The sequence below is a fragment of the Geodermatophilaceae bacterium NBWT11 genome, from assembly GCA_014218215.1.
Taxonomy (GTDB): Bacteria; Actinomycetota; Actinomycetes; order Mycobacteriales; family Geodermatophilaceae; genus Klenkia.
Window position 1 is genome coordinate 1,752,687 of sequence record CP043652.1, and the last position, 26,220, is coordinate 1,778,906.

Annotated in this window: 25 protein-coding genes and 1 pseudogene; 9 read left to right on the top strand and 17 right to left on the bottom strand. The window is 74.4% G+C overall.

The annotated features are described in order from the left end of the window. Positions 1–12 precede the first annotated feature (12 nt). Both F1C76_08395 and F1C76_08400 read left to right on the top strand, forming a co-directional pair. A complete protein-coding gene (locus F1C76_08395; GenBank protein ID QNG36608.1) occupies positions 13–519 on the top strand; it encodes a hypothetical protein in 507 nt (168 codons plus the stop codon). Positions 520–523: 4 nt separating this feature from the next. After that, positions 524–967, top strand: a complete 444-nt coding sequence (locus tag F1C76_08400; GenBank protein ID QNG36609.1) for a hypothetical protein — start codon at positions 524–526, stop codon at positions 965–967. Between the two features lie 3 nt (positions 968–970). On the opposite strand, the gene F1C76_08405 is transcribed toward F1C76_08400, so the two are convergent. From F1C76_08405 to F1C76_08460, 12 genes and pseudogenes are all read right to left on the bottom strand, one after another. Then, positions 971–1,459 carry a hypothetical protein gene (locus F1C76_08405; protein QNG36610.1) on the bottom strand — a complete coding sequence of 163 codons (489 nt, stop codon included), beginning with the start codon at positions 1,457–1,459 and terminating at the stop codon, positions 971–973. Then, positions 1,456–1,818: a response regulator gene (locus tag F1C76_08410; GenBank protein ID QNG36611.1), complete on the bottom strand. Its 363-nt coding sequence runs from the start codon at positions 1,816–1,818 to the stop codon at positions 1,456–1,458. Before F1C76_08410 ends, F1C76_08405 begins: the two co-directional genes overlap by 4 nt. Beyond that, positions 1,815–2,297 (bottom strand): chemotaxis protein CheX, encoded by a 483-nt coding sequence (locus F1C76_08415; protein QNG36612.1) that lies wholly within the window; start codon positions 2,295–2,297, stop codon positions 1,815–1,817. The genes F1C76_08410 and F1C76_08415 overlap by 4 nt, the downstream gene beginning before the upstream one ends. Continuing rightward, entirely contained in the window at positions 2,294–2,677 is a 384-nt protein-coding gene (locus F1C76_08420; protein ID QNG36613.1) for a response regulator, read from the bottom strand. Before F1C76_08420 ends, F1C76_08415 begins: the two co-directional genes overlap by 4 nt. 1 nt (position 2,678) lies before the next feature. Then, a complete protein-coding gene (locus F1C76_08425; GenBank protein QNG36614.1) occupies positions 2,679–3,512 on the bottom strand; it encodes a protein-glutamate O-methyltransferase CheR in 834 nt (277 codons plus the stop codon). Further along, complete coding sequence (locus F1C76_08430; GenBank protein ID QNG36615.1) at positions 3,509–4,597, bottom strand: chemotaxis response regulator protein-glutamate methylesterase; 1,089 nt, start codon at positions 4,595–4,597, stop codon at positions 3,509–3,511. The genes F1C76_08425 and F1C76_08430 overlap by 4 nt, the downstream gene beginning before the upstream one ends. Positions 4,598–4,752: 155 nt before the next feature. Continuing rightward, positions 4,753–5,622, bottom strand: a pseudogene (locus F1C76_08435) (hypothetical protein). Positions 5,623–5,626: 4 nt separating this feature from the next. Next, a complete protein-coding gene (locus F1C76_08440; protein ID QNG39106.1) occupies positions 5,627–7,072 on the bottom strand; it encodes a methyl-accepting chemotaxis protein in 1,446 nt (481 codons plus the stop codon). Positions 7,073–7,236: 164 nt separating this feature from the next. Continuing rightward, positions 7,237–8,829 carry a methyl-accepting chemotaxis protein gene (locus tag F1C76_08445; protein QNG36616.1) on the bottom strand — a complete coding sequence of 531 codons (1,593 nt, stop codon included), beginning with the start codon at positions 8,827–8,829 and terminating at the stop codon, positions 7,237–7,239. 56 nt (positions 8,830–8,885) lie between these two features. Beyond that, the gene (locus F1C76_08450) at positions 8,886–10,502 is read right to left on the bottom strand and encodes a methyl-accepting chemotaxis protein (GenBank protein ID QNG36617.1); all 1,617 of its coding nucleotides are present in this window, start codon (positions 10,500–10,502) and stop codon (positions 8,886–8,888) included. 63 nt (positions 10,503–10,565) lie between these two features. Further along, positions 10,566–11,006 carry a chemotaxis protein CheW gene (locus F1C76_08455; protein QNG36618.1) on the bottom strand — a complete coding sequence of 147 codons (441 nt, stop codon included), beginning with the start codon at positions 11,004–11,006 and terminating at the stop codon, positions 10,566–10,568. A 1-nt stretch (position 11,007) separates the two neighbouring features. Then, positions 11,008–13,293, bottom strand: a complete 2,286-nt coding sequence (locus F1C76_08460; GenBank protein ID QNG36619.1) for a chemotaxis protein CheA — start codon at positions 13,291–13,293, stop codon at positions 11,008–11,010. A gap of 545 nt (positions 13,294–13,838) precedes the next feature. On the opposite strand from F1C76_08460, the gene F1C76_08465 reads away from it, so the two are divergent. After that, a complete protein-coding gene (locus F1C76_08465) occupies positions 13,839–15,419 on the top strand; it encodes a peptide chain release factor 3 (GenBank protein QNG36620.1) in 1,581 nt (526 codons plus the stop codon). Between the two features lie 43 nt (positions 15,420–15,462). On the opposite strand, the gene F1C76_08470 is transcribed toward F1C76_08465, so the two are convergent. The 4 genes from F1C76_08470 to F1C76_08485 form a co-directional block, all read right to left on the bottom strand. Further along, on the bottom strand, positions 15,463–15,990 hold the full coding sequence (locus F1C76_08470) for a gamma carbonic anhydrase family protein (protein QNG36621.1): 528 nt from the start codon (positions 15,988–15,990) through the stop codon (positions 15,463–15,465). 14 nt (positions 15,991–16,004) lie between these two features. Next, positions 16,005–16,373, bottom strand: a complete 369-nt coding sequence (locus F1C76_08475; protein ID QNG36622.1) for a hypothetical protein — start codon at positions 16,371–16,373, stop codon at positions 16,005–16,007. A gap of 185 nt (positions 16,374–16,558) precedes the next feature. Beyond that, the gene (locus F1C76_08480; protein ID QNG36623.1) at positions 16,559–16,846 is read right to left on the bottom strand and encodes a hypothetical protein; all 288 of its coding nucleotides are present in this window, start codon (positions 16,844–16,846) and stop codon (positions 16,559–16,561) included. Positions 16,847–16,908: 62 nt separating this feature from the next. Then, the gene (locus F1C76_08485; protein ID QNG36624.1) at positions 16,909–17,559 is read right to left on the bottom strand and encodes a GNAT family N-acetyltransferase; all 651 of its coding nucleotides are present in this window, start codon (positions 17,557–17,559) and stop codon (positions 16,909–16,911) included. A gap of 141 nt (positions 17,560–17,700) precedes the next feature. On the opposite strand from F1C76_08485, the gene F1C76_08490 reads away from it, so the two are divergent. The 6 genes from F1C76_08490 to F1C76_08515 are packed head-to-tail and all read left to right on the top strand — an operon-like array spanning position 17,701 to position 25,185. Beyond that, on the top strand, positions 17,701–18,726 hold the full coding sequence (locus tag F1C76_08490; protein QNG36625.1) for an endoglucanase: 1,026 nt from the start codon (positions 17,701–17,703) through the stop codon (positions 18,724–18,726). Further along, positions 18,723–19,958 carry a SpoIIE family protein phosphatase gene (locus tag F1C76_08495; protein ID QNG36626.1) on the top strand — a complete coding sequence of 412 codons (1,236 nt, stop codon included), beginning with the start codon at positions 18,723–18,725 and terminating at the stop codon, positions 19,956–19,958. The genes F1C76_08490 and F1C76_08495 overlap by 4 nt, the downstream gene beginning before the upstream one ends. Beyond that, positions 19,958–21,952 (top strand): glycosyltransferase, encoded by a 1,995-nt coding sequence (locus F1C76_08500; protein QNG36627.1) that lies wholly within the window; start codon positions 19,958–19,960, stop codon positions 21,950–21,952. The genes F1C76_08495 and F1C76_08500 overlap by 1 nt, the downstream gene beginning before the upstream one ends. Further along, entirely contained in the window at positions 21,949–22,287 is a 339-nt protein-coding gene (locus F1C76_08505) for an STAS domain-containing protein (GenBank protein QNG36628.1), read from the top strand. Before F1C76_08500 ends, F1C76_08505 begins: the two co-directional genes overlap by 4 nt. Next, positions 22,277–22,723, top strand: coding sequence for an ATP-binding protein (locus tag F1C76_08510; protein QNG36629.1), 447 nt, complete (start codon positions 22,277–22,279; stop codon positions 22,721–22,723). Before F1C76_08505 ends, F1C76_08510 begins: the two co-directional genes overlap by 11 nt. Continuing rightward, positions 22,720–25,185: an acyltransferase domain-containing protein gene (locus F1C76_08515; GenBank protein ID QNG36630.1), complete on the top strand. Its 2,466-nt coding sequence runs from the start codon at positions 22,720–22,722 to the stop codon at positions 25,183–25,185. Before F1C76_08510 ends, F1C76_08515 begins: the two co-directional genes overlap by 4 nt. Before the next feature lie 3 nt (positions 25,186–25,188). On the opposite strand, the gene F1C76_08520 is transcribed toward F1C76_08515, so the two are convergent. Beyond that, the gene (locus tag F1C76_08520) at positions 25,189–26,145 is read right to left on the bottom strand and encodes an EamA family transporter (protein ID QNG36631.1); all 957 of its coding nucleotides are present in this window, start codon (positions 26,143–26,145) and stop codon (positions 25,189–25,191) included. Positions 26,146–26,220: the final 75 nt, after the last annotated feature.

Below are 26,220 nucleotides of genomic sequence, written 5' to 3' on the forward strand. Positions count from 1 at the left end.
ACGGGGGTCTCGATGAGAGCACGGCGGACGATGGTCGTCCTGGGCGCAGCACTGCTGGTGGCCGGCGGCGGCGTGGCGACGGCGAACTGGCTGTTGGAGGGCACCGGCCCCGGGGCCACGTCGGGGGCCACGATCCAGCCCCTCGAGGTCTCGGCGGGGACGCCCACCACCGGGCTCTACCCGGAGCCCACCGGCGGGTACCCCTCGCTCAGCCCCGCCGTCGGCACGGTGGTCGCCCAGGTGCGCAACCCCAACAGCTTCCCGGTCCGGTTGACCTCGGCGACCGTGGGTCAGATCGACGTGACGGCGGCGGCCAACCGCACCTGCGCCGCGGGCAACGTGGTGGCCGCGGCCACGACCGTCACCATGCCCACGGCGGCCCCGGTCGTGGTGGCGCCCGGGGCGACGAGCGTGCAGGTCATGGTCCCGGCTGCGGTCCGGATGCTGCCCACGGCCCCGATCGGCTGCCAGGGCGTGCTGGTCAACGCCTCGCTCACCTTCGCCGGCGTCCCCGCCTGACCCGGTGCGCCGACGCAGCGCCGCGGTCGCCGTCCTCACCGTGGTCCTCGCGACCTGGACGACGACGGCGGCCTCGGCGGCCTGGGACGTGCGCGGGGTCGGGCCGGGTCAGGCGGCGGCGGGCGTCCTGCCCGCGTCCCCGGTGCCCGTCGTGTCCGAGCAGACGGTCCTCGGGGTCCGCACGGTCACGGTGACCTGGCCGGCCCCGCCGGACGGGGTCCCGCTCACCGGGTGGCGGGTGGTCCGTTCCGGCGGCACCGGCCTCCTCGGCGGCACGTGCGCCGGGGTGCGGACGCCGCTGGGCGTCAGCGGCGTCCTCACCACGGTCGGGCTCACCGGAGCGGTGAGCTGCACCGACCCGGCCACCGGGTCGGTCCGCTACGCGGTCGCCCCGGTGGCCGGGACCTGGGTGGGCGAGCCCTCCGCCTGGTCCCTGCCCACGGGCTGACCGTCAGGCGAGGACCACCGACAGCGCGCCCGGGCCGTAGCCGGCGACGGTGACGGCCAGGTCGAGCCGGTTGGTGGAGCCGGTCAGCACGGCGACGTCGGCCGGCAGCACCTCGCCCGGGGCGATCAGCCGGTCCAGCTTGGAGTGCGTGACCCCGCCGGCGTTGAGCAGCGCGGCGGCCACGTTGACCACCTCGTGCAGCACCTCCAGGTGCATGTCCGACAGCTCGCCCTCCTCGACCGCGTCCTCCAGACCGCCCTTGGGCAGCAGTGCCAGCGCGCCGGCGCACCAGGCGGCCAGCGGCAGGTCGACCAGGCAGACGGCGGTCAGCGAGGACGTCGGGTCGACGTAGACCGCGGCCGCGGCCGGCCGGGACGGGGTGGGGGTGACCGGGGCGCCGGGCGCCACGGTCACGTCGCGGCCGAGCAGGCCGGTGAGCAGGTCGCGGACGTCCTTGGCGGTGGGCAGGGCCGTCCCGAGCACGGCGGTCACGCGAGCACCGACCCGAGCTGGTCGCGGAAGGTGTCGGCGGTGAAGGGCTTGGCGATGAGGAACAGCGCACCGGCCTCGGCGGCGGTCTCCCGCATCTCCGGGGAGCCCTCGGAGGTGACGAAGCCGAAGGGCACCGCCGACCCGCGGGCGCGCAGCTCGCGCAGGCAGTCGATGCCGGTCATCTCGGGCATGTTCCAGTCCGAGAGCACGAGGTCGGGGTCCTCCTCGGCGATCTTGACCAGGGCGTCGGCCCCGTCGACGGCCTCGACGACGTCGACGTCGTCCCAACCGGCCTGGCGCAGGGTGCGGATGACGATCTGCCGCATGACACGGCTGTCGTCGGCGACCAGGATCTTCATGGCGTGACCTCCGTGGTGGGGTGGTGCGCAGGGGCCTCCGTGGCGCCCTGGACGGTGATGGTGAGCGGGTGGCCGCGCCAGGTGGCGCCGACCGGTCGGACGTCGGTGCCCGGCTGCGGGGGCGTGCCGGTCTGCGGCAGCCCCAGCGTCGACGGGCCGGGGAGCAGGGACTTCACGTTCCCGCCGAGGATGTTGGCCAGCTCGCGCAGCACGTCGTCGACGTCCTCGTCGGCGAGCTCCTCGGCCGGTGCCAGCTGCAGCACCGCCCGGGTGAGGTCGTCGGTGGCCGACGCCGAGCAGGTCAGCACGACCAGCCCGGACCACGGGCCCTCGACGCCCACCCAGGCGCTGCGCCCGTCGGCGACCGGGCCGTCACCGGGGACGAGCACCTCGTCCTCGCCGACCAGGGCGCTCCACACCTCGGCGGCGACGGCGTTGACGGTCTCGTCGTCGAGCAGGGTGGCGATCGGCGCGCTCACGCCGGGACGCCGTGCGGCAGCAGACCCAGCAGGGCGAGCTTGTCGCCGATCGCGTCGGCGGTGAACGGCTTGATCACGTACTCGTGGGCGCCGGCGGCCAGCGCCCGGACGATCTGGCCGTGCTCGCTCTCGGTGGTGACCATCATCAGGGTCACCTGACGCCAGGCCGGGTTCGCCCGGACGGCGGAGACGAACTGCAGCCCGTCCATCACCGGCATGTTCCAGTCGATGCAGGCCAGGTCGGGGACCCAGCCCTCCTCGAGGACGTCGAGGGCCTCGCGTCCGTGCCCGGCGGGCCGGGTCTCGTACCCGAAGCCCTCCAGGATCGAGCCGACGATCCGGCGCATCGCGCGGGAGTCGTCGATCACCAGCGCTCGCATCTCATGCCCCTCTCGGGCGGTAGGCGGAGCCGCGGCCGCAGGCGACCCGCTCCCAGGTGTCGTCGACCCCGAGGGTCGTCTCGGCTGCGCCCAGGAAGAGCCAGCCGTCCGGGCGCATCAGGCGACGCACCCGCTGGAGGACGTCCCGCTTCGTCGCGGGGTCGAAGTAGATGAGGACGTTGCGCAGGTACACGACGTCGAAGGGCCCCAGGCGGGGCAGCGGGGCGGCCAGGTTCAGCTCGCTGGCGGTGACCATGGCGCGCAGCTGGGGGGCCACCTCCCACTCGGTACCCACCCGGCAGAAGTGCCGGACGAGCATCGAGGCGGGGAGCCCGCGGTTCACCTCGAGCTGGCTGAACCGGCCGGCGCGGGTGCGCGCCACCATGTCCCGGGACAGGTCGGTGGCGGTGATCTGCACCCTGCCGGAGGCGTTGGGCAGCGCGTCGGCCAGCAGCATCGCGACCGTGTAGGCCTCCTGGCCGCTGGAGCAGGCCGCCGACCAGATCCGCAGCGCCTCCCCGGGCCGGCGGGCGGCCTGCAGGGCGGGCAGGACGGTCGAGGTGAGCGCGGTGAACGGGTCGCCGTCCCGGAACCAGGACGTCTCGTTCGTGGTGAGCGCCTCCACGATCCGGCGGCTCAGCGCGGCGTCGGGGCGTGCCCGGACCCGGTCGACCAGCTCGGCCACGCCGGACAGGCCCAGCGACCGGGCCACCGGCAGGAGCCGGGCCTCCACCAGGTACTCCTTGCCCGGGGCCAGCACGATGGCGGACTCCCGGCGGACCAGCTGGCAGACCCAGTCGAAGCCGGTCGGGGACAGCGCGGTGGCGGCGGTCATGCCGGCACCCGGGACAGCGTGGGACGACGGGCGGGCAGCCGGCGCAGCACCGCGTCGGCGACCCGGTCCAGCGGCAGCACCTCGTCGGCCAGTCCGGCCTGGGTGACCGCACCGGGCATGCCCCAGACCACCGAGGTGGCCTGGTCCTGGGCGAGCACGGTGCCCCCGGCGTCGCGCACCAGCGCGGCCCCGTCGCGTCCGTCGTGGCCCATCCCGGTGAGGACGACGGCCAGCACGGCGCCGTCGTAGGCGGCGACCGCGGAGCGGAACAGCACGTCCACGGCCGGCCGGCAGAAGTTCTCCGGGTCGCCCTGGTCCAGCGCGGTGCGGCGCAGCCCGCCGGTGGAGGACACGGTGAGGTGGAAGTCGCCGGGGGCCACGTGCACGGTCCCCGGGCGCAGCGGGGTGCCGGCCACGGCCTCCACCACGCTCAGCGGGCTCAACCGGTCGAGCCGGGCGGCGAACTGGGCGGTGAAGACCGGGGGCATGTGCTGCACGACCAGCACCGGGACGGCGAGGTCGGCCGGCAGCCGGGGCAGCACCTTGGACAGGGCGTCCGGACCGCCGGTGGAGGAGCCGATGACCAGCACGGCCGGGGTGCGCCGGACACCGGTCCGGGCCGGGGCGGGCGTCGCCGGTGCGGCCGCGCGGGGTGCGGGGAGCACCGGGTCGACCCGTCGTCCGGTCAGGGCCTTGATCCGGGGCACCAGCTGCTGCCGGACGCTCTCCATGGACGCACCGATGCTGCCCACGTTGGCCGGCTTGGTGACGTAGTCGTCGGCACCGGCGGCGAGGGCGTCCAGGGTGGCGGTGGCCCCGCGCTCGGTGAGCGTGGAGAACATGACGATCGGGACCCGGTTGCCGGCCGCGCGGATGGCGGTGACCGCGCCGATGCCGTCCAGCTCGGGCATCTCGATGTCCATCGTGACCAGGTCCGGGCGCAGCGTCTCCAGCTTGGCCAGCGCCACCCGTCCGTTGACCGCGGTGCCGACGACCTCGATGGCCGGGTCGGCGGAGAGCACGTCGGTGACGAGCTTGCGGACGACGACCGAGTCGTCGACCACCATCACCCTGATCGGAGCCACGGGGCCTCTGCTCTCTGGTCTCGGTCCCCCGGCGGGGGGACTCGGTGGTGTTTCGGCACGGCCCGGGCCGTGTTGAGCCGGTGCCCTCACCCGTGCGGGTGGTCCTGGGCGGGGACGGCAGCGGTGCTGCCGCCGGGGGGCCAGTCGCCGTGCGCGAGCACCCACGGGGCGCACAGCAGCTCCGACGAGGTCTCGTCGAGGAGGTCGGCGACCGCCAGGGCCTGCACGCAGCCGGCGACGGCGTTCCAGACCCCGCGGGCACCGTCGGCGGGGGTGAACCCGGCGTCGACGAAGCCGCCCACGGCCAGCAGCTGGGCCGCGGCGAGCGCGCGGGTGCGGCCGGAGACGTGCGCGGCCCACGAGGCGCCGTGCATGGCCGCGGCCCAGGAGCGCCGGCCCTCGCGCACCTCCTCGACGGCGGCGCGCCACCGCACCCGGTCGGCGTCGTCGCAGGTGCGCAGCCGGGTGACCAGCGCGTGCAGCCCCACGGCGGACGGGCCCAGGTCGGGGGTGCCGGGCGGTCCGGCCCGGTCCACCGCCGCGGAGAAGGCCCGGCGGTCCCGGCCGGGCAGCGCGGCAGCGGCCCAGGCCGCGACCGCCCCGTCGGCGAGGACGTCGGCGGCCAGCGCGGTGACGTCGGGACCGGCGTCGGCCGCGGCCGGGGAGTCCGGGCCCAGGACGTCGTCCCGGATGACCCGTTCGACCGCTGCGGCGCTGCCGATGGTGCCCTGCTCGAGCAGCTCCACCAGGGCAGCGGTCCGGGTGGCCGGGTCCAGGCCGGGGCCGGTGACCCGGAGCGAGGGCACCCCGGCCTCGGCGAGCTCGCGGACCCGGCGCGACCGGACGGCCCAGCGGCCGCGTTGGGCCGGGGTGCCGGTGGCGACCGGGTGCGCCGCGGCGAGCCGTTCCAGCGTCGCTGCGTCGGCGGCCAGCCCGGTCAGCAGCACCGCGGCCACGGCCGGGCCGGCCGGCAGCCGCACCAGGTCGAAGCCCAGCGTGGCCGCGCTGACCAGGGAGTAGGGCACCGGCTCAGTGCTGGAAGCGCGCGACGGCGCCGCGCAGCTCGTCGGCCATCCGGGACAGCTCGTCCACCGACGCCCGGGTCGAGGCCAGTGCTTCGGTCGTGGACCCGGCCGCGGCCGAGACCGCGGTGATCGACCCGGCGATGCCGGTGCTGCCCGCGGCGGCCTCGGCGACCGACCGGGACATCTCGTTGGTGGTGGCGGTCTGCTCCTCCACGGCGGAGGCGATCGTGGTCTGGAAGTCGTCGATCTGGCCGATGACCGCCCCGATCCGGCCGATCGCCTCGACCGCTCCCCCGGTGTCGGCCTGGATCGCCTCCACCCGGCGGGCGATGTCCTCGGTCGCCCGCGCGGTCTCCTGCGCCAGCTCCTTCACCTCGGTGGCGACCACGGCGAAGCCCCTGCCGGCGTCCCCGGCCCGGGCGGCCTCGATGGTCGCGTTGAGCGCCAGCAGATTGGTCTGCTCGGCGATCGACCGGATGGTCTTGACGACGTCCCCGATCTCGCGGGAGGAGTCCCCGAGCCGGCCGACCGTGGCGTTGGTGGCGGCGGCCTCGGTGACGGCGGACCCGGCGACCCGGGCGGCCTCCCCGGCGTTCTGGGCGATCTCCCGGATGGAGGCGCTCATCTGCTCGGCGCCCGCGGCGACCGTGGCCACGCTGTCGGACACCCCGCCGGCGGCCACGGACACGGCCTCGGACCGGGAGCTGGTCTCGGCCGCGGAGGCGGCGATCTGCGCGCTGGCCGCGGACAGGTCCTGCGCGGAGGCGGCGACCGCGTCGGCGGAGGTGGAGAGCCGGCGGACCAGGCCGCGGACCTCGGTGACCGCGGCGTCCAGGGCAGCGCCGGTGCGGCCGACCTCGTCGGCACGGCGCAGGCCCGTGGTCCGGGTGAGGTCGCGGGCACCGACGGCCTCGGCGACGACCCGGATCCGCTCGAGCGGGCCGACCACCGAGCGGGTGACCAGCCAGGCCAGCAGCGCGGCGAGGGCCAGACCGAGGGCCCCGGCCGACCACAGCAGCCAGGTCGCCCGCGACTGGGCGGCGGACTGCTCGTCGGCCAGCCCGGCCAGCCGGTCCTGCGCGGAGGCGGCGATGTCGTCGGCGATGCCGAGGACGACGGTGTACCCCTCGCCGGCCTCCCCGCCGTTGATCGAGGTCTGCGCGGTGGCCAGACCCTCCCGGGTGCCGGGTCGGACCCAGTCGACGACCTGGTCGTCCCAGGCGAAGTAGCTGTCCCACGCCGGGCGCAGCCGGTCGAAGTCGGCGCGCTCGGCCGGGCTCATCGCCCGGGTGTCCACAGCGTCCAGCCAGGCGTAGACCGAGGCCTTGCTGGCGAGGAAGCCGGCCCGGTTGTACGAGTCGTCGGCCAGCGCGGCCTCGGGGCCGAAGGCGGCGACGTCGGCGAGCACGAAGCCCTGCCAGCCGGTGGCGTCGGCGATCTGGAAGCGCATCGTCTCGGCGTCACGGAGCACGCCGTCGGCGGCGGTGACCTCCTGGGCGAGCCCGCGCTGCTCGCTGACCGCGGCGACCCCGCCGACGGCGCAGCCCACGACGAGCAGCGCCACCCCGCCGAAGGCCAGGCCGAGCCGGGTCCGCAGCCCCACGTCGGTGATCCTCACCAGGAGAACCGCCCCACCGTGGTGCGGAGGTCCGCGGCCATCCGGGACAGCTCGTCGACGGCGACCCGGGTCTGACCGAGCGCCTGGGTCGTCGAGCTCGCGGCGGTGGAGACGCCGGTGATGTTCGCGGCGATCTCGGTCGACCCGCCGGCGGCCTCGGCCACCGAGCGCGACATCTCGTTCGTCGTCGCCGTCTGCTCCTCCACCGCACTGGCGATGGTCAGCTGGTGGTCGTTGATCTGCCCGATGACCGCACCGATCCGCCCGATCGCCGCCACCGCCCCGCCGGTGTCGGCCTGGATCGCCTCCACCCGCCGGGCGATGTCCTCGGTCGCCCGGGCCGTCTCCTGCGCCAGCTCCTTCACCTCGTTGGCCACGACGGCGAAGCCCTTCCCGGCCTCCCCGGCCCGCGCCGCCTCGATGGTGGCGTTGAGCGCCAGCAGGTTCGTCTGCTCGGCGATGGACGTGATCACCTTGACGACGTCACCGATCTCCTTGGAGGAGACGCCCAGCTTGGTGATCGTCGCGTTGGTGGTCTCGGCCTCGGTGACCGCACCGGCGGCGACCCGGGCCGCCTCGTTGGCGCTCTGCGCGATCTCCCGGATCGAGGCGCTCATCTGCTCGGCCCCCGCCGCGACCGTGGCCACGCTGCGGGACACCTCGTCGGCGGCACCGGACACCACCCCGGACTGCACGGAGGTCTCCTCCGCCGACGCCGAGATCTGCGCCGACGACGCCGACAGCTCCTCACTCGACGCGGCCACCGCGTCCGCGGAGCCGGCGACCGAGGCCATCAGCGCCCGCAGCTGGGCCTGCGCGGCGACCAGCGAGGCGGCCATCTGACCCAGCTCGTCGGCGGAGCGGACCTCCGGGGCCACCGTCAGGTCACCCAGGGCGAGGGCCTCGACGGCGGTGCGCACCGAGCGCACCGTGCGCAGCAGGCGGCGGACGACGAGCACGGTGAGCGCGACGGCTGCCGCCACGCCGAGCGCGAGCACGGTCCAGATCAGGGTCAGCGCGGTGCCGGCCTCCTCGTCCCCCTGCGACGAGCGGGAGGCGGCCAGCGCGGACTGCGCCTCGGACTCGGCCTGCAGCGGCTCCACCACCGCGGTGGTCTGCGGGCGCACCTCGTCCTGGAACACCTGGGCGAAGGCGGCGGCGTCACCGGCGTCGGCCAGCGGGAAGAGGGTGTCCTCGGCCAGTGCGTAGTACGTGTCGAGCTGCTCGGTGAAGGCGGCGAACGCCGCGGGGTCGGCCGCCGCGGCCCGGTAGCCCTCGATCTGGGCGGTGATCTCGGCCCGGCGCTCGGTCAGGTCGGTGCGCAGCTCGGCGCGGGTGGCCTCGTCGGCGATGCCGTACTGCACCACCCGGGCGCGGTCGCCCTGGAAGCTGCGCTGGATCTCCGACAGCTCGGTCAGCGGCACGACGGTGTCCCGGTAGAGGACGTCGGCCGAGTCGCGCAGCGACCCGATCCGGACGGCGGCCAGCGTCGCGACGGCGACCGCCACGAGGGCGAGGGCCAGGACCGCGGTGCCGATCTTGACCGCGATGGGGCGGTCGGCGGTCCAGCTGCGGGACGGCGTGCTCATGGGTGGTTCTCCCCCGTGGAGGTGTGGTCGGGCGGGGTCGTCCCCGCCCGGGGTGGTCAGTAGGTGAAGCGGCCGACGGTGGTGCGCAGGTCGGCGGCCATCCGGGACAGCTCGTCCACGGCCACCCGGGTCTGACCGAGCGCCTGGGTCGTCGAGCTCGCAGCGGTGGAGACGCCGGTGATGTTCGCGGCGATCTCGGTCGACCCTCCGGCGGCCTCGGCCACCGAGCGCGACATCTCGTTCGTCGTCGCCGTCTGCTCCTCCACCGCGCTGGCGATGGTCAGCTGGTGGTCGTTGATCTGCCCGATGACCGCGCCGATCCGCCCGATCGCCGCCACCGCCCCGCCGGTGTCGGCCTGGATCGCCTCCACCCGCCGGGCGATGTCCTCGGTCGCCCGGGCGGTCTCCTGCGCCAGCTCCTTGACCTCGTTGGCCACGACGGCGAAGCCCTTGCCGGCCTCCCCGGCCCGCGCCGCCTCGATCGTCGCGTTCAGCGCCAGCAGGTTCGTCTGCTCGGCGATGCTCGTGATCACCTTGACCACGTCACCGATCTCCTTCGAGGAGACCCCGAGCTTCGTGATCGTCGCGTTCGTCGCCTCGGCCTCGGTCACCGCACCGGCGGCCACCCGGGCCGCCTCGTTCGCCGACTGGGCGATCTCCCGGATGGAGGCCGACATCTGCTCGGCACCCGCCGCGACCGTGGCCACGCTGCGGGACACCTCGTCGGCGGCACCGGACACCACCCCGGACTGCACGGAGGTCTCCTCCGCCGACGCCGAGATCTGCGCCGACGACGCCGACAGCTCCTCACTCGAGGCCGCGACCGCGTCGGCGGAGGAGACGACCGTGGCCATCAACGTCCGCAGCGTGCCGGTCGCGGTGTCCAGGGCCCGGCCCATCCGGCCGAGCTCGTCGTCGGTGGTCAGGTCCGACGTGGCCGTCAGGTCCCCGGCGGCGAGGGCGTCGGCGGTGACCTGCACCCGGCGCAGACCGCGGGCGATCGTGGTGGCGACGAACCAGCCGATCGCGACCGCCGCCAGGACCCCGGCCACGAGCACCACGAGCGTCGTCGTCAGGGCGGTGCCGGCGGCGTCCTGGGCGGCCGCCGCCGCCGTGGCCGCGTCGGCCTGCTCGCTCGCGGTGAGCTCGCCCAGCGCCTCGGCTGCCTCGGTCAGCAGCAGGTTCTCGCTGTTCGCGGCGTACCAGCCGGTGGTGTCCTTCGCCGCCGCGAGCGGGGCCAGGGTGGTGTCGAAGAAGTCCCCCCACCGGGCGACGGCCTCGTCGGCCCCGTCGACCAGTGCCTGCTGCTCGGCGGACAGATCCACCGCGTAGGTGGCCATCTCCTCCGTGTACCGGTCCTGCAGCTGCGCGATCTCCGCCAGCACCGCGTCGGTCTCGGCCTCCGGTGCCAGCACGGCGTTCCGCGAGGCGATCCGCAGGTCGCTGAGGGTGACGTCGACGGCGGCCAGCTGGGAGACGCTCATCAGGTTCGACGCGTAGACCTCCTGCCCGGCGTCGGCCGCCGAGCCGGTCGCGGTGATGCCGACGACGCCGATGGCCACCGAGGCGACCGCGCCGGCGGCGACCGCGGTGAGGACCTTCGTCCTCAGGCTGCGGTCCCCCCACCAGGCCCGGGTGGACGGCTGCGGTGTGGACGTGCTGGACGTGGGCATGCGGGAGCGCTCCTCAGGAGTCGGGGGACGGAGCGGGGGAGGGTGCTGGGGAGGGGGAGCGGGTCAGGCTGCGACGGCGCGGCCGACGTCGAGGGCGAGCAGCAGCCGGCCGTCGAGCTTGTAGGCGCCGCGGATGAGCTCGCGGGCGCGGCCGTCCAGGGTGTCCGGCGGCTGTTCGAAGTCCACGGCGTCCACGTGCACGACGTCGGCGATGCCGTCGACGAGGAAGCTGACGGCCTCCCCGTGCATCCGGACGACGATCACGACCGAGTCCGCGCCCGCCGGGCGGGCCGGTCGGCCGAGCCGCTCGCGCAGCTCGATGGCGGTGACCACCTGGCCGCGCAGGTTGATCAGCCCGGCGACCGCCGGTGGGGCCAGCGGCACCCGGGTGAGCTTCTGCGCCCGGAGCACCTCCTGGACGTGGGCCACCTCGACGCCGTAGAGGTCGCCGTCCAGCCAGAAGGTGGCCAGCTGGGTCGTGCGGCTGGTGGTGGGTGCGCTCATCTCAGACCGCCAGCAGACCGGTCGGGACGCCGTCGGCGTGCTCGGCGCCCTCGAAGGCGTAGAAGGACGGGTCGGCGGCGAGGATGGCGGCCCGGACGTCGAGCAGCTCGGTGACCTTGTCGCCGAACACCGCCGAGCCCAGCAGGCCGTGGTCGTCGATGTCGGAGTGCAGCGCCTCGGCGTCGTCGACGATGTCCAGGATCTGCTCCACCACGATGGCGACGGATCGGTCGTGGTCGGCGTAGACGATCACCTCGAGGACGTCCCGCGAGGGGCTGTCGTAGGAGGAGGCGCCCAGGAGCCGGTCCAGCCGCACGATCGGCAGGATCGCGCCGCGGTACTGGACCACCTCGCGCGAACCGACCCGCTCGACACCGGCCGCGGGCAGCTGCTCCAGCCGGGTGACGGTGTCCAGGGGGATGGCGACCCGTCGTCCGCCGCCGATGGTGGCCAGCAGCATCCGCTGCCGCTCGACCGGCCCGGCGGCCCGGTCGTGGGCCTGCGCCTGGGCGCGCTGCTCGGCCCGTTCCGCGCTCTCGGCCCGCAGCGCCCGCCGGGCCAGGGCCTGCACGTCGAGGATGAGCGCCACCGTGCCGTCGCCCAGGACGGTCGCCCCGGAGTACAGCCCGATGGACTTCAGCTGAGCACCGACTGCCTTCACGACGATCTCCTCGGTGTTGACGACCCGGTCCACGACCAGGCCGAAGCGGCGGCCCTCGGACCGCAGGACGGCGATGACCACGTGCCCGTCGTGCCGGTCGGACGTCAGCCCGAACACGTCGGCCAGCTGCACCAGCGGCAGCAGCTCCCCGCGCAGCCGGTAGACCCGGGCACCGCCGATCTCCTCGACCGCGCTGGCCGCCTTCTCGGCGTCCAGGCTGACCAGCTCCTGCAGGCTGACCTGCGGGATCGCGTAGCGGTCGCCGGCACACTCCACGGTCAGCGCCGGCACGATCGCCAGGGTCAGCGGGATGCGCAGCCGGGTGCAGGTGCCCCGGCCGGCCTCGGACTCGATCTCGATCGTGCCGCCGATGGCCTCGATGTTGGTCTTGACCACGTCCATGCCGACCCCGCGGCCGGACACGTTGGTGACCGCGGCGGCGGTGGAGAACCCGGGGGCGAAGACGAGCTGCAGCACGTCGGCCTGGCTCATCCGGGCCAGCGCGTCGGCGGTGACCAGCCCGCGTTCGACGGCCTTGGCCCCGACCCGGACGGGGTCGATCCCGGCGCCGTCGTCGGCGACCTCCACCACGACCTGGCCGGACTCGTGCCGGGCCCGCAGGCTCAGCACGCCGTCGGGCCGCTTGCCGGCGGCGAGCCGCGCCTCCGGGGTCTCGATGCCGTGGTCGACGGAGTTGCGGACCAGGTGGGTCAGCGGGTCCTTGACCGCCTCCAGGAGCGTCTTGTCCAGCTCGGTCTCGGCGCCCTCCATCGCGAGGGTGACCGACTTGCCGCACTGCTGGCCCAGGTCGCGGACGACGCGGGGCAGCTTGGACCAGATGTGGTCGATGGGCTGCATGCGCGTCTTCATGACGCCCTCCTGCAGCTCGCTGGCGATCAGGTTCAGCCGCTGGCCGGCCCGCACGAGGTCGGTGTCGGACTGCCGGGAGACGTACTGCACGATCTGGTTGCGGGTCAGCACCAGCTCGCCGACCAGCTGCATCAGCGCGTCGAGCAGGTCGACGTCGACCCGGATGGTGGCGTCGGCGACGGCCCGGCGACCGGGGACCGGCTCCTCGTGGTGCTCCTCGACGGCCGGGGGCACGGGGGCGACCACGTCGGTGTGCCGGACGGGGACGGCGTCCACCACCTCGGCGGCCTCGGCGAGCACGGCGGTCGCCTCGGCCGTCGTCCCGACCGTGGCCTCGACCGGTGCCGGGGCGACGCCCACGGCGACCGGCACGGCCTCCATCGAGGCGACGATCGCGGCCACGGCCGGGGCGACGTCGACCGCACCCTCGCTGCCGGTGGTCTCGATCGAACCCAGCAGCGCCCGGACCGTGTCGACCATCGTCAGCAGCGCGTCGGTGCGGTGCGGGGTCAGCTCCAGGACCCCGTCGCGCAGCCGGGACAGCATGTTCTCCCCGACGTGGGTGACCTCCTCCAGCTTGCCGAAGGCGAGGAAGCCGCTGGTGCCCTTGATGGTGTGGATGGTCCGGAAGATGCTGGACAGCTGCTCGCGGGAGCCGGGGTCCTGCTCGAGGGCCACCAGGTCGCGGTCCAGCTGGTCCAGGTTCTCGTGGCTCTCCACGAGGAAGTCCTCGACGATGTCGTCCATGCCGTCCACGCGTCACCGCCCTCGTCTGTTCGTGCGACGACGGACGTGCTCCGCTGTCGGAGGCGGTTACGGCGTCCGGTGCGGACTCTCAACCCGAAGTGCCGAACCCGTTCCGGGACCATTCCTCGGCCCTCGTGACGACCATTCTGGGAATGGCCGACGACCGGTCCCGGCAGCCTCAGGAGCCCCACGGTCATCACCCGCCCCAGGTCGACCCGAGCCCTGCACCAGCACCGTTTCCCCAGCAGGAGGCCCGTTCCCGGGCCCTGCGAGCGGGCCGGTCACCACGCTGGCCGGGTCGACACGTCGAGGACCCCGGAATGGTCACCCGACCCCGGAGTCGACACGACGACCCGGGACTCCCCGACCATTCCCGGAGAACGCGACGGACGTCACCAGAACGTGACCGGCCGGCACCCGTGGTCGTCGTCCCGCGCACGGACCGGGGCCCGCGCCGACCGCCGTAGACTCGGTGGGTCCCCCGCGTCGCCGGGCCACCCGCACGACCCAGCACCGCCCCCGTCCGCGGGTACGCCGGTGAGGACAGGAGCACCGTGAGCACCGCCGCCACCGAGGCCGCGCGCCGGCGCACCTTCGCCGTCATCAGCCATCCCGACGCGGGCAAGTCCACGCTCACCGAGGCCCTGGCCCTGCACGCCCACGTGATCGGCCGCGCCGGCGCGGTGCACGGCAAGGCCGGCCGTGGCGCCACCGTGTCGGACTGGATGGACATGGAGAAGGCCCGCGGCATCTCCATCACCTCGGCCGCGCTGCAGTTCGCCTACCGCGACGCCGTGGTCAACCTGGTCGACACCCCCGGGCACGCCGACTTCTCCGAGGACACCTACCGGGTGCTCACCGCCGTGGACGCCGCGGTGATGCTGGTCGACGCGGCCAAGGGCCTGGAGACCCAGACCATGAAGCTGTTCGCGGTCTGCCGGCACCGTGGCATCCCGATCATCACCGTGGTCAACAAGTGGGACCGCCCCGGCAACGAGGCCCTCGCGCTGATGGACGAGATCTCCGACCGCACCGGCCTGCAGCCCACCCCGCTGACCTGGCCGGTCGGCATCGCCGGGGACTTCCGCGGCGTGCTGGACCGCCGAGACGGCTCCTACCGGCACTTCACCCGCACCGCCGGCGGCGCCACCATCGCCCCCGAGCAGGTCATGCCCGCCGACGCGGCCCTGGCCCAGGAGGGCGACGCCTGGACCACGGCGGTCGAGGAGGCCGAGCTGCTCGGCGAGACCGGCGCCGACCACGACCAGGAGCTCTTCCTCGCCGGCGCCACCACCCCGGTGCTCTTCGCCTCGGCCGTCTCGAACTTCGGCGTCGCCGCCCTGCTCGACACCCTGGTCGACCTGGCCCCGCCGCCCGGGGACCGGCCCGACGTCGACGGCAAGCCGCGCGCCATCGACGACCCGTTCAGCGCCTTCGTGTTCAAGGTGCAGGCCGGCATGGACACCGGGCACCGCGACCGGCTGGCCTACATGCGGGTGTGCACCGGGGTGTTCGAGCGCGGCATGGTGGTCACCAACGCCGCCAACAACCGGCCCTTCGCCACGAAGTACGCCCAGCAGGTGTTCGGGCGCGACCGGGAGACCATCGAGACCGCCTACCCCGGTGACGTCGTCGGGCTGGTGAACGCCCAGGCCCTCGGGGTGGGAGACACCCTCTACGTCGACTCCCCCGTGGTCTACCCGCCGATCACCACGTTCGCCCCCGAGCACTTCGCCGTCGCCCGGGTGGCCGACACCAGCAAGTACAAGGCCTTCCGCAAGGGGATGGACACCCTGGCCGGCGAGGGCGTCGTCCAGGTGCTCATCAGCGAGCGCCGCGGGGACGGCGCCCCCGTGCTCGCCGTCGTCGGACCCATGCAGTTCGAGGTCGCCCAGCACCGGATGGAGCACGAGTTCGGCGCCAAGGTGAGCCTGGAGAACCTGCCCTACTCGCTGGCCCGCGCCACCGACGCCGAGTCGGCCGAGGAGATCAGCCGTGCCCGGGGCGCGGAGGTCATGACCCGCCCCGACGGCGAGCTGCTGGCCCTGTTCACCGACAAGTGGTCACTGCGGGCCCTGGAGCAGAACAAGCCGCACCTCACCCTCACCCCCCTCGTCGCCGCCGAGCTCTCCTAGCCCCAGGGACTGCGGCCCCCTCTGACGAGAAGGGCGCTCCTCGTCAGAGGGGGCGGAGGGCGCGGTGCTGGTCGAGGCGGTCGGTGTAGCTGGTGGCGTTGGCGCGGATCGGGCCGACTGCGGCCTCGCCGAGCTCCTTGACCACCTTCGCCGGCACTCCGGCGACCAGCGAGCCGGCCGGGACGACGGCGTTCTCGGTGACGACGGCACCGGCGGCGACGATCGACCCGGAGCCCACGTGGGCCCCGTTCATCACCACCGCGCCCATGCCGACCAGCACGTCGTCCTCGATCCGGGCACCGTGCAGCACCACCCGGTGGCCCACGGTGACCCGGTCGCCGAGGACGAGGGGGAAGCCGGGGTCGCTGTGCAGGGTGGAGCCGTCCTGGACGTTCGAGTCGGCGCCGATCGAGATCGTCTCGGCGTCGGCCCGCACGATCGCGCCGTACCAGACCGAGGACCTCGGACCCAGGGTCACGCTGCCCAGCACCACGGCGGTGGGGGCGACGAAGGCGGTCTCGTCGACGGCGGGGACTCGGTCGCCCAGGGCGGCGATCAGGGGTGCGCTCACCACCCCTGACTACCTCACTGGCGGGTGCGCCGCGCCTTCAGCACGTCGAGGCGCTCGCTGAGGAGCTCGTCGAGGTCCTTGATCTCGCGGCGCTCCAGCAGCATCTCCCACGGGGTCTTGCTCACCCGCGGCGGGCCGGTCTTCCGGGCGCGTCCCCGGGTCGGCGAGGCCTCGCCGTCGGCCAGCACCGGGGCGACCGGGGTGTCGGGGGTGACCACGAGGATCGAGGTCTGGCCGTGGTTGGGGCAGGCCCAGGCGTTCGGCGGAACCGCGTCGGCGGCGAAGGTGACCCGCACGTCGTGACCCAGGGGGCACTCGTACGTGTGGGTCATGGTCTCGGCGAGCACGGCCCCGCGAACGGACTCGAGGCTGGTGGTCCCCATCCGGGAACCGCGGAGGTTGTCAGGCACGGTGGGGCCTCTCAGTCGTGACCGACCGGAGCGGGCGAAGGGATCGCCGGGGCAGTCGGACGTCGTCGTCCCTGACCAAGATAGCCCTGCCGAGGCAGATGCAAACGCTGTTTACGCTCGTCGGGCCTGTGACCCTGACGTCACATCCCCACCTCGGATCAGCTGAGCGGGCTGGGCACGATCCGCGGTCCGCGGCGCGGGGCCGCAGCGGCCTGCTCCACCGCGGTGCGGTGCGCCGACACGAGCTGGGAGACCCGGTTGCGGGTCACCCCGGCCTCGCGGGCGACGGCGGAGGGGGCGTGGCCCGCCTCGACGGCGGCGACGAGGGCCGCCTCCCACCGCCGCTGGGCGTCGCGGGCTGCCGACTGCGCCGCCTGACGCTCGACGTCGGCGAGCCGGATGGCGCGCACCGCGGCGTGGGTGGTCGTGTCTGAGCTGCCCGTCATGCGCCCCACGATAGGCGCTCGCACCCCTGCCCGGGGGCCCCCGGAGCCCGGAGTCGCCCGGCTCACGCCTCTCCCACCAGCCCGAACGCCGTTGAACAGGCCGCCGACCAGCCCTCCACACGGACCGGCCAGGGGCTGGAGAAGCCCTCGGCGCGCAGCCGGAAACGCAGCGACCGGGCCGGGCGGCCCTGCCGCACCAGCCGGTCCTCGCCGTCCGGGCGGTACCCCAGCCGTCGGGTGACGGCGATCGAGGCCGCGTTGTCCTCGAAGGCCTCGGTGGTGGCGTGCTCGGCGCCCAGCGTGCCGAGGGCGAAGGACAGCACCGCGGCCCGCATCCGGGTGCCGATGCCGCGACCCTGGTGCTCCCGGCCGACCCACGAGCCGGTCGCGACCTCGCGCAGCACCGGCAGGTCGTGCGCGGACAGCTCCTGCATGCCGACGACGACGCCGTCCTGCAGCGCGACCACCGGCCAGCACCACCGTTGCGGGGTCCAGGACCCCCGCACCTGCCAGTGGTACTGCACCGTGCGGCGGGCCCGGTCGGCGCCGGTGCCCACCGTCCACGGCTGGGTGAAGGGCATCTCGTCCTCGCCGTGCACCCCGGCTGCCGCCAGCGCGCCGAGCTCGGTCAGCCGGGCCTCGTCGGGGAGCTGGAGGACCAGCCCGTCCACGTGCAACCGCACGTCCGCCGGGGGCCAGGTCGGGGTGTCCACGGCTCCACCCTGGCCGGTCGGGCAACCGGTTTCGGCCGTGCCGGCCGGTGGTGACAGTCGGTCGCCAGCGGACTCACCACGACGAGGGAGACGTCGCCCGGACGGGGGCTCAAGTCGAGATCCGATCCGGTCGATGCCGGAATGGTGACGTTCCGCATCCCCGGTCTCCTCGCCGCACTCCTCGTGGCCGGCCTGCTGGCCCTGGTCGGGGCCACGCCGGCGGTCGCGGCGCCGTCGCTGAAGCCGGCCAAGGCGACCGGCACCGCCGCCCGTCCCGCGGCCGCCGCTCCCGCCCCGACCGGGCGGGCCACGGCGCTGCGCTTCGGGGTCAGCGTCCCCGGTGGGCCCACCGCATCGGCCGAGCTGGACGCCAGTGCCACCGCCGCCGGCGAGCGCCCCAGCGTCGTCCTCTCCTACGCCGACTTCACCACCGCGCCCCCGCTGGCCGGCCTGGACGCCGTCCGCGCCCGGGGCGCCGACCCGGTGGTCACCTGGGAGCCCTGGACCTGGGGGTCGGCCGACCGCACCCGGTTCTCGATGTCGAGCATCGCCGCCGGCGCCCACGACGCCTACCTGCGCACCTGGGCCGACTCCCTCCGCCGCTGGGGCAGCACCGTGTACCTGCGCTTCGCCCACGAGCAGAACGGCGACTGGTACCCGTGGTCGGTCGGCGGCGGCACCACGGCGGCGGACTACACGGCCGCCTGGCGGCACGTCGCCCAGCTGTTCGACCAGGCCGGCGCCGGCAACGTCCAGTTCGTCTGGAACCCCAACGTCTCCTACGCCGGCTCGTCGCCGATGGCGGCCACCTGGCCCGGCGCCGACGTCGTCGACGTGGTCGGTCTGGACGGCTACAACTGGGGCACCTCCCAGTCCTGGAGCTCCTGGCAGTCGCCGCAGACCGTCTTCGCCGGCAGCCTCGCCGAACTGCGCACCCTCGCCCCCGGGAAGCCGGTGGTGATCGGCGAGGTCGCCTCCGCGGAGGCCGGCGGGGACAAGGCCGCCTGGATCCGCGACCTGGTCACGTGGCTGGACGCCCAGCGCGACGTCGCGGCCGTCGTCTGGTTCGACCACGCCAAGGAGACCGACTGGCGGATCGCCAGCTCCCCGGCGTCCGCACGCGCCCTGACCACCGCACTGGACCTCCGATCGGGGCAGCACGCATGACCACCACCGACGTGGTCCACCACCTGGACCCCGAGCTCCTGCGTCAGCGGGCGGTCGACGCCCTCCAGCTGATCGGCACCCCCGCCGAGGAGCGCTTCGACCGGATCACCCGGATCGCCCAGCGGGTCTTCGGGGTGCCGATCGCGACGGTCACCCTGGTCGACCACGACCGGCTCTGGTTCAAGTCCTGCGCCGGGATGGACGTGCCCGAGGCCCCCAGACAGGCCTCCTTCTGCGACCGCACGGTGAGCCTGGCCGAGACCGTCGTCGTCCCCGACACCCTCGACGACCCGTGGTTCGCCGACACCCCGGCGGTCACCGGGCCCCCGCACATCCGCTTCTACGCCGGCCACCCGCTGGTCGGTCCGGCCGGGCAGGTCGTGGGCACGTTCTGCCTCTTCGACGTCCGCCCCCGGCGGCTGGACACCACCCAGCTGGCCCTGCTCGACGAGCTGGGCGAGTGGGCCCAGCGGGAGCTCGCGCACTCCGCGGAGATGGAGCGCGCCCAGCAGGTGCAGCGGGGCCTGCTGCCCTCCACGACCCCGGACGTCCCCGGGTGGGACGTCGACGGGCTGTGCATCCCGGCCCAGGCCATCGGCGGCGACCTCTACGACCACGAGCCGGTGCCCGGCGGGCTGGCGCTCACCGTCGCCGACGTCATGGGCAAGGGCACCGGGGCGGCCATCCTGATGGCCACCGTGCGCGCCGTGCTCCGCGGTGCGGCCCGTACGGCGGAGTCCCGGCCCGGCCGGGGCGGCGAACCGCCCTGGGCCGGGGTCTCCCTGGGCGAGGTGTTCGCCGCGACCAACCGCGACCTCGAGCCCGACCTCGCGCGCTCCGGCAGCTTCGTCACCGCCTTCCACGCCCGGCTGGACCCGGCGACCGGCGTGCTCCGGTACGTCGACGCCGGCCACGGGCTCTCCCTGGTGGCGCGGGCCGACGGCACGACCGAGCACCTCTCCGGCGGGGACCTGCCGCTGGGCCTGGACCGGGACGCCACCTGGACCGAGCGGCAGCTGGTGCTGCTGCCCGGGGACACCCTCGCGGTGTTCAGCGACGGCCTGTTCGACGTCTTCGGCGGGACCACGGACTCCCTGGACGCCCTCTCCGCCCTGGTGCGGCGCGACCCCGAGCCGGCCGCGGTCGTGGCCGCCGTCCGCGCGCTCACGTCGGTCTCGGCCCCGCTGGACGACGTCACCGCGCTGGTGGTCCGCCGACGGCCCGACGTCTGATGGGCCGTGCACGGGGGGAGCGCGCGGTCCCGCTGACCGGTCGGTTGGTGGTCATCCGCACGCTGGTGCTGCTGACGGTCCTGCTGGGGCTGAACTACATCGTGTGGCGCTGGCTGTTCAGCGTGAACTGGTCGGCCTGGTGGCTGGCCGTGCCGCTGGTGGTCGCCGAGACCTACAGCCTGATCGACTCGCTGCTGTTCGGGCTGACGATGTGGCGCTACCGGCAACGCGGGGAACCGCCGCCGGCGCCTCCCGAGGCGACCGTCGACGTGCTGATCGCGACCTACAACGAGCCGCTGGACCTGGTCATGCGCACCGCCCGGGCCTCGGTGGCGATCACCCACCCGCACCGGACCTGGGTGCTCGACGACGGCGCCCGCCCCGAGCTGCGGGAGCTCGTCGAGGCGGAGGGCATCGGGTACATCACCCGCTCGGTGGACTGGACCGACCGGCCCCGGCACGCCAAGGCCGGCAACCTGAACAACGCGCTGCTGGCCACCGACGGGGAGTTCCTCCTCATCCTGGACGCCGACCAGGTGCCCGAGCCGGGCATCCTGGACCGCACGCTCGGGTACTTCACCGACGAGCGGGTCGCCCTGGTGCAGACCCCGCAGTACTTCGTCAACGTGCCCGAGAACGACCCGCTGGGCAGCCAGGCGCCGCTGTTCTACGGGCCCATCCAGCAGGGCAAGGACGGCTGGAACTCGGCCTTCTTCTGCGGCTCGAACGCGGTGCTGCGCCGCGAGGCGCTGATGCAGCTGGGGGTCACCCGCTACGTCACCGAGCTCGAGGTCAGCCTGGACCGCAGCCTGCGCACCTCCGGCGCGGTGCTCGAGCGGGCCCGGGCCGGGGTGGACCCCGAGCAGAAGGTGGTGGCCCGGGCGCTGGGCTACGTGGCGTTCTCGCTGCGCCAGGCCCGCAACGAGCTGGCCCTGGGCCACGCCATCGCCGACGTCACCTGGTCCTTCCAGCAGCGGGTGGACGCCGCCGCGGCCGAGGTCGTCGCCGCCGACGTCAAGGCCCTGGAGGCCGACCTGGCCTCCATCCGGGAGCTGACCGCCGAGCTCGGCGACGAGGGCGGGCTCGCCGAGATCGACCCGGCGGCGCTCCGTCAGCTGGCCGGCCGGGGCTGGTCGCCGCTGGGCGCGCTGGAGACGGTGCGCACGCTGGTCCGCTCGGTCGACGTCGACCGGGACGACGAGGCGCAGCCGGTGATGCCGCTGGCCACCATCTCCGTCACCGAGGACATGGCCACCTGCATGCGGCTGCACGGGCTGGGCTGGCGCTCGGTCTACCACCACGAGGTGCTGGCCCTGGGCCTGGCGCCGGAGGACCTCGGCACGATGCTGACCCAGCGGCTGCGCTGGGCCCAGGGCACCGTGCAGGTGATGCTGCGGGAGAACCCGCTGGTCCAGAAGGGGCTCTCGCTCACCCAGAAGCTGATGTACACGGCCACGATGTGGAGCTACCTGGCGGGCTTCGCCGCGCTGGTCTACATCGCCGCCCCGATCGTCTACCTGCTGGTCGGCGTGCTGCCCGTGCAGGCGCTGAGCTCGGACTTCTTCGTCCGGCTGGTGCCGTTCCTGGTGGTCAACCAGCTGCTGTTCCTCGTCGTCGGCCGCGGTGCTGCGACCTGGCGCGGCCAGCAGTACTCCCTGGCCCTGTTCCCGGTGTGGATCCGCTCGGTCACCTCCGCGGTGGCCAACGTGTACCGCGGCCGCAGCCTCGGGTTCGCCGTCACCCCCAAGACCAAGCAGGGCGGCGACGAGCTGCCCTGGCACCTGGTGAAGCCCCAGCTCACCGTGATGGTGCTGCTGGTGGTCGCCGCCGTCGTCGGGCTGATCCGACTCGCCGTCGGCCAGGCCACCCCGCTGGGCACCTGGGCCAACCTCGTCTGGGTCGTCTACGACCTCGCCGTCTTCTCCGTCGTCATCACCGCCGTCCGCTACCGCGGGTTCTCCCCCGCCCCCATCCCAGAGAAGGTCCCCTCGTGATCGACTTCCAGACGCACACCCGGGACGACGGCATCGGGGTGCTCGCCCCCGTCGGCCGGCTGACGATGGTCGCCGCACCCCAGCTCCGCGGGCTGGTCAGTCAGCTCGTCGAGCAGGGCCACCCGCGCATCGTGGTGGACCTCTCCGGCACCGAGTTCATCGACAGCTCCGGCCTCGGCGCGCTCATCGCCGGGCTCAAGACCACCCGGCAGGCCGGCGGTGACCTGCGGCTGGCCGCGGTCGGCCCGCAGGTGCAGGCCGTGCTGGAACTGACCAACCTGCACCGCGTGCTGCGCCCGCGCCCCGACGTCGCGGGCGCCTTCGATGGCGACTGACGGCGTCGAGCACGTCCTGCGGGTCAGCGCCCGCCCCGAGAGCCTCGAGCAGGTGCACGAGCTGCTCGCCGCCCTCTGGGCGGACGACGCCATGCCCGCCCTGGACCGGATGCACTTCGAGACCGCGGTCGCCGAGGTGGCGGCCAACATCGTCGAGCACGCCACCCGGGGCACCGCGGTGACGCTGGTGCTGCGGGTCAGCGGCTGGCCCGACCGGGTCGAGGCCCGCTTCGAGGACGACGGCGCCGAGGCCCACGTCGACCTGGACGCAGCCTCCATGCCCGAGTCCGGCGACCCCGACGACCTGGACGCCGTGCTGGCCCTGGCCGAGGACGGCCGCGGCCTGGCGCTGGCCCGGGCCGCCGTCGACGAGCTGGTCTACGAGCGGGAGGGGTCGACCAACCGCTGGTTCCTGGTCCGCCGGCGGTCGCGGTGAGGCGCGCCGGGCTCCTCGCCGTCCTCGTCGGACTCCTCGTCGCACTGGGGGTCGCCCCCGCCTGGGCCGCCCCGCGCGAGGCCCTCACCCCGCCGGCCGGCGCCCCCTACGTCGGCCCGGCGCTGGACTGGACCAGTGACGGCGCCGCCGACTACGCCGACCGGCTCGGGGAGTCCCCCAGCCTGTTCGCCCAGTCCGTCCGCTACCCGCTGACCGACGACGACGAGCTCTACCTGCGCCAGTTCGTGGAGCAGGCCACCACCACCGGCGCGCTGGCCGTCCTGACGCTGGAGCCGACGGAGTCCCTCGGCGACCTGACCGCCGAGGACGCCCAGCGGCTGGCCGACGAGCTCGCCGAGCTGACCGAGGCCGACGACGCCGCGTTCTGGGTGCGCTTCGCCCCGGAGATGAACGGCTCCTGGACCCCCTGGGGCCAACAGCCCGCGGCCTACGTCGACGCCTTCCGCACCCTGGCCGACGTCGTGCACGCCACCGCGCCGGGTGCGGCGATGACCTGGGCCCCGGCCTACGGCGCGGGCTACCCGTTCGGCACCGCCCGCGGCGAGGTCGAGGGCTCCGGCCCGCGCGAGGAGTCCGCCCTGGACACCGACGGGGACGGTGCGGTCACCGACGCCGACGACCCCTACGCCCCGTACTGGCCCGGCCCCGGGTACGTCGACGCCGTGGGGCTGTCGGCCTACCACTACGGCCTGCAGCAGGACTTCGGCGCCAACGACGTCCCGCCCGCCGGCAAGTACGAGGCACTGCTGTCCGGCACCGAGGGATGGAGTTCGCCCACCGGCGCCGGTCGCGACTTCTACGGCACCTACGTGACCGGCCAGGACCTGAGGATGGTGGTGCAGACCGGCGCGTTCTTCGCCCCCGGCGACCCGGGCGCGGACGCCGCCCAGGAGCTCGCGGTCAAGCAGGGCTGGTGGCGCCAGGTGTTCGCCGCCGCCCCGCAGTTCCCCGGGATCGCCGCCGTCGTGTGGCTGGAGCAGGAGCGCCCCGAGGCCGAGGCCGACGACGCCCTCGTCGACTGGCGGGCCACTGCCACCCCCGAGCTCGCGACCGCGTTCGCCGCCGACCTCACCGCCGCCGGGTTCACCACCGGGGCGGTCACCACGGTGCAGGACCTGCAGTCCGGCGGCACGGCACTGGCCCAGGACCGCGCCCGGACGACGACCGGCGGCGGCGACGAGATGGGCTGGATCGTCTTCTGCGCCGCGCTGGCGCTGCTGCTCTTCTACGCCTCCGGGCTGGCCGGACGGTTCCTGCCGTCCTGGCGGTACCCGGACGAGCACGACCCCCGCGACCGGCGGCTGGACCTGTTCCGCGGCTGGATCATCGTGGCGGTCGTGGTGACCCACATCGAGGTCGCCGGGCTGTTCTCCTACGTCACGCTCAACGCCATCGGCGCGATCACCGGCGCGGAGATGTTCGTGCTGCTCTCGGGCGTCGTGCTCGGCATGGTCTACCCGGTCGCGGTCCGCCGGGCCGGCGCGTGGCCGGCCGCCAAGGCCGCGTTCCGCCGGGCCGGTCGGCAGTACCTCACCGCGCTGGGCGTCGTCGTCCTGGTGTTCGTGCTGTCGTACGTGCCCTTCATCGACGCCTCGGTGATCACCACGTTCACCGACCGGGGCACCGGCGCCGACGGCAGCGCCGGGGCGGGCACGGTCTACGACCTGTACGCCAACGCCGGTCAGCTGCTGGGCTACCCGCCGCCCTGGTACGCGGTGCAGCAGCTGCTGCTGCTCCAGATGGGCCCCTGGGTCTTCAACATCATGGGCCTGTTCGTGCTGCTGTCGCTGCTGGTGCCGCCGCTGGTGTGGCTGCTGCAGCGCCGGCTCTGGTGGCTGGTGCTGGCGGTCAGCTGGGGCCTCTACGTGCTGCACGCCCAGACCGACCTGCGGGTGCTGCCCTCCCAGTTCGAGGACTCGTTCCCCCTGCTGGTCTGGCAGATCGCCTTCACCCACGGCCTGGTCGTCGGCTTCTACCGCCGGCAGATCACCGCCGCGCTGTCCCGGGTGCGCGGGAAGGTGCTCGTCACCGTGCTGATGACCGCCTACGTCGGCACCCTCGTCGTCCTGTGGGCGGGCTCGGTGTTGCACGTGGAACCACTGGAGGGCGTCTACGACGGGCTCTACGAGACCTTCTACCAGCGCACCGACCTGCAGGTCGGCCGGTTGGTCGACCTGGCCCTCGTGGTCGTCGTCGCCTACGCGGTGCTGACCACGATGTGGAAGCCGGTGAACGCCGCCGTCGGCTGGTTCTACACACCGCTGGGGAAGGTCAGCCTCTACGTCTTCATCGTGCACGTGTTCTTCGCCCTGGCCGTCGGCAACATCCCGGGCCTGGACCGGACGAACCCGTGGGTGGGCACCGCCGTGCACGCCGTCGTGCTGGCCCTGGTGTGGCTGATGGTGAGGTTCAAGGTCGGGTTCCGTTTCATCCCGACCTGATGCTCAGCGGACGACGGTCTCCGGCACCGGGTCCACGTCCACCACGGCCGCCGGGCGCTCCCCGGCCCGGACCAGCACGATCCCGGCCAGGACGACGACCCCGCCGAGCAGCTGCACCGGGCCGGGCTCCTGGCCCAGCAGCAGGGCGGCGAACAGGACGGCGAAGAGCACCTCGGTGAGCCCGACGAAGGAGGACAGGCGCGAGCCCAAGCGGCGGATGGCGGCGACCCCGGTCGCGTAGGCGAGCGCCGCGGCGAGCAGCGCCAGTCCGAGCACCGGGACGAGCCAGGTGACCTGCGCGCCGGCGAGCTCGACGTCGGCTGCGCTGGTCCGCCAGGGCACCAGGCCCACCGCGGCCGCCAGCCCGAGGGCGACCGCGCCCACACCGAGTCCGCCCCAGGCGCTGACCAGCGGGGGCAGGGCGCCGTCCGAACGCGCGGAGATGACGAAGTAGGACGCGAGCCCGACCGCGGCCAGCAGTCCCCAGACCACACCGAGCGGGTCGATCTGGGCGCCCCGGACGACGTCGAGCACCAGCACCAGGCCGACCACCGCGACGGCGACGCCGGTGGCGGTGACCGGGCTGGGCCGCTGCCCGTGCCGCAGCCAGGTCCACAGCACGACCAGGACGACGCCGGAGTACTCCAGCAGCAGCGCCACCCCGACCGAGAGCCGGCCGACGGCGAGGAAGTACGCGAGCTGGCAGCCGGCGACGGCCAGCAGGCCGAAGGCGAGCACCGAACCGACGTTGCTGCGCAGCAGGTGCCAGCGCCCGCGCAGCTGCAGCACCGCCGGCACGGTGAGCACCAGCGCGGCCAGCCCGACCCGGACGGTGACGGCGGCCGCGGCGCTCCACCCGGCGTCCAGCAGCGCGGTGGCGAACACCCCGGAGGTGCCGAAGGCGGCGGCCGAGGCCAGGGCGAGCAGCAGTCCGGTCAGCCCGGCGCGACGGTCCAGCACGGTGGATCTCCTCGAGACGCGTCAGGACCGTTGAGACGTACACTCCTGACGTGCCGGACCGTAGCAGACGTCAGG

Coding starts and splice junctions, on each gene's coding strand:
- F1C76_08445 (QNG36616.1), bottom strand. CDS start 8,829: ATGAGCACGCCGTCCCGCAGCTGGACCGCCGACCGCCCCATCGCGGTC.
- F1C76_08455 (QNG36618.1), bottom strand. CDS start 11,006: ATGAGCGCACCCACCACCAGCCGCACGACCCAGCTGGCCACCTTCTGG.
- F1C76_08475 (QNG36622.1), bottom strand. CDS start 16,373: ATGGGGACCACCAGCCTCGAGTCCGTTCGCGGGGCCGTGCTCGCCGAG.
- F1C76_08510 (QNG36629.1), top strand. CDS start 22,277: ATGGCGACTGACGGCGTCGAGCACGTCCTGCGGGTCAGCGCCCGCCCC.
- F1C76_08440 (QNG39106.1), bottom strand. CDS start 7,072: ATGCGCTTCCAGATCGCCGACGCCACCGGCTGGCAGGGCTTCGTGCTC.
- F1C76_08480 (QNG36623.1), bottom strand. CDS start 16,846: ATGACGGGCAGCTCAGACACGACCACCCACGCCGCGGTGCGCGCCATC.
- F1C76_08450 (QNG36617.1), bottom strand. CDS start 10,502: ATGCCCACGTCCAGCACGTCCACACCGCAGCCGTCCACCCGGGCCTGG.
- F1C76_08495 (QNG36626.1), top strand. CDS start 18,723: ATGACCACCACCGACGTGGTCCACCACCTGGACCCCGAGCTCCTGCGT.
- F1C76_08425 (QNG36614.1), bottom strand. CDS start 3,512: ATGACCGCCGCCACCGCGCTGTCCCCGACCGGCTTCGACTGGGTCTGC.
- F1C76_08420 (QNG36613.1), bottom strand. CDS start 2,677: ATGCGAGCGCTGGTGATCGACGACTCCCGCGCGATGCGCCGGATCGTC.
- F1C76_08410 (QNG36611.1), bottom strand. CDS start 1,818: ATGAAGATCCTGGTCGCCGACGACAGCCGTGTCATGCGGCAGATCGTC.
- F1C76_08395 (QNG36608.1), top strand. CDS start 13: ATGAGAGCACGGCGGACGATGGTCGTCCTGGGCGCAGCACTGCTGGTG.
- F1C76_08490 (QNG36625.1), top strand. CDS start 17,701: ATGGTGACGTTCCGCATCCCCGGTCTCCTCGCCGCACTCCTCGTGGCC.
- F1C76_08500 (QNG36627.1), top strand. CDS start 19,958: ATGGGCCGTGCACGGGGGGAGCGCGCGGTCCCGCTGACCGGTCGGTTG.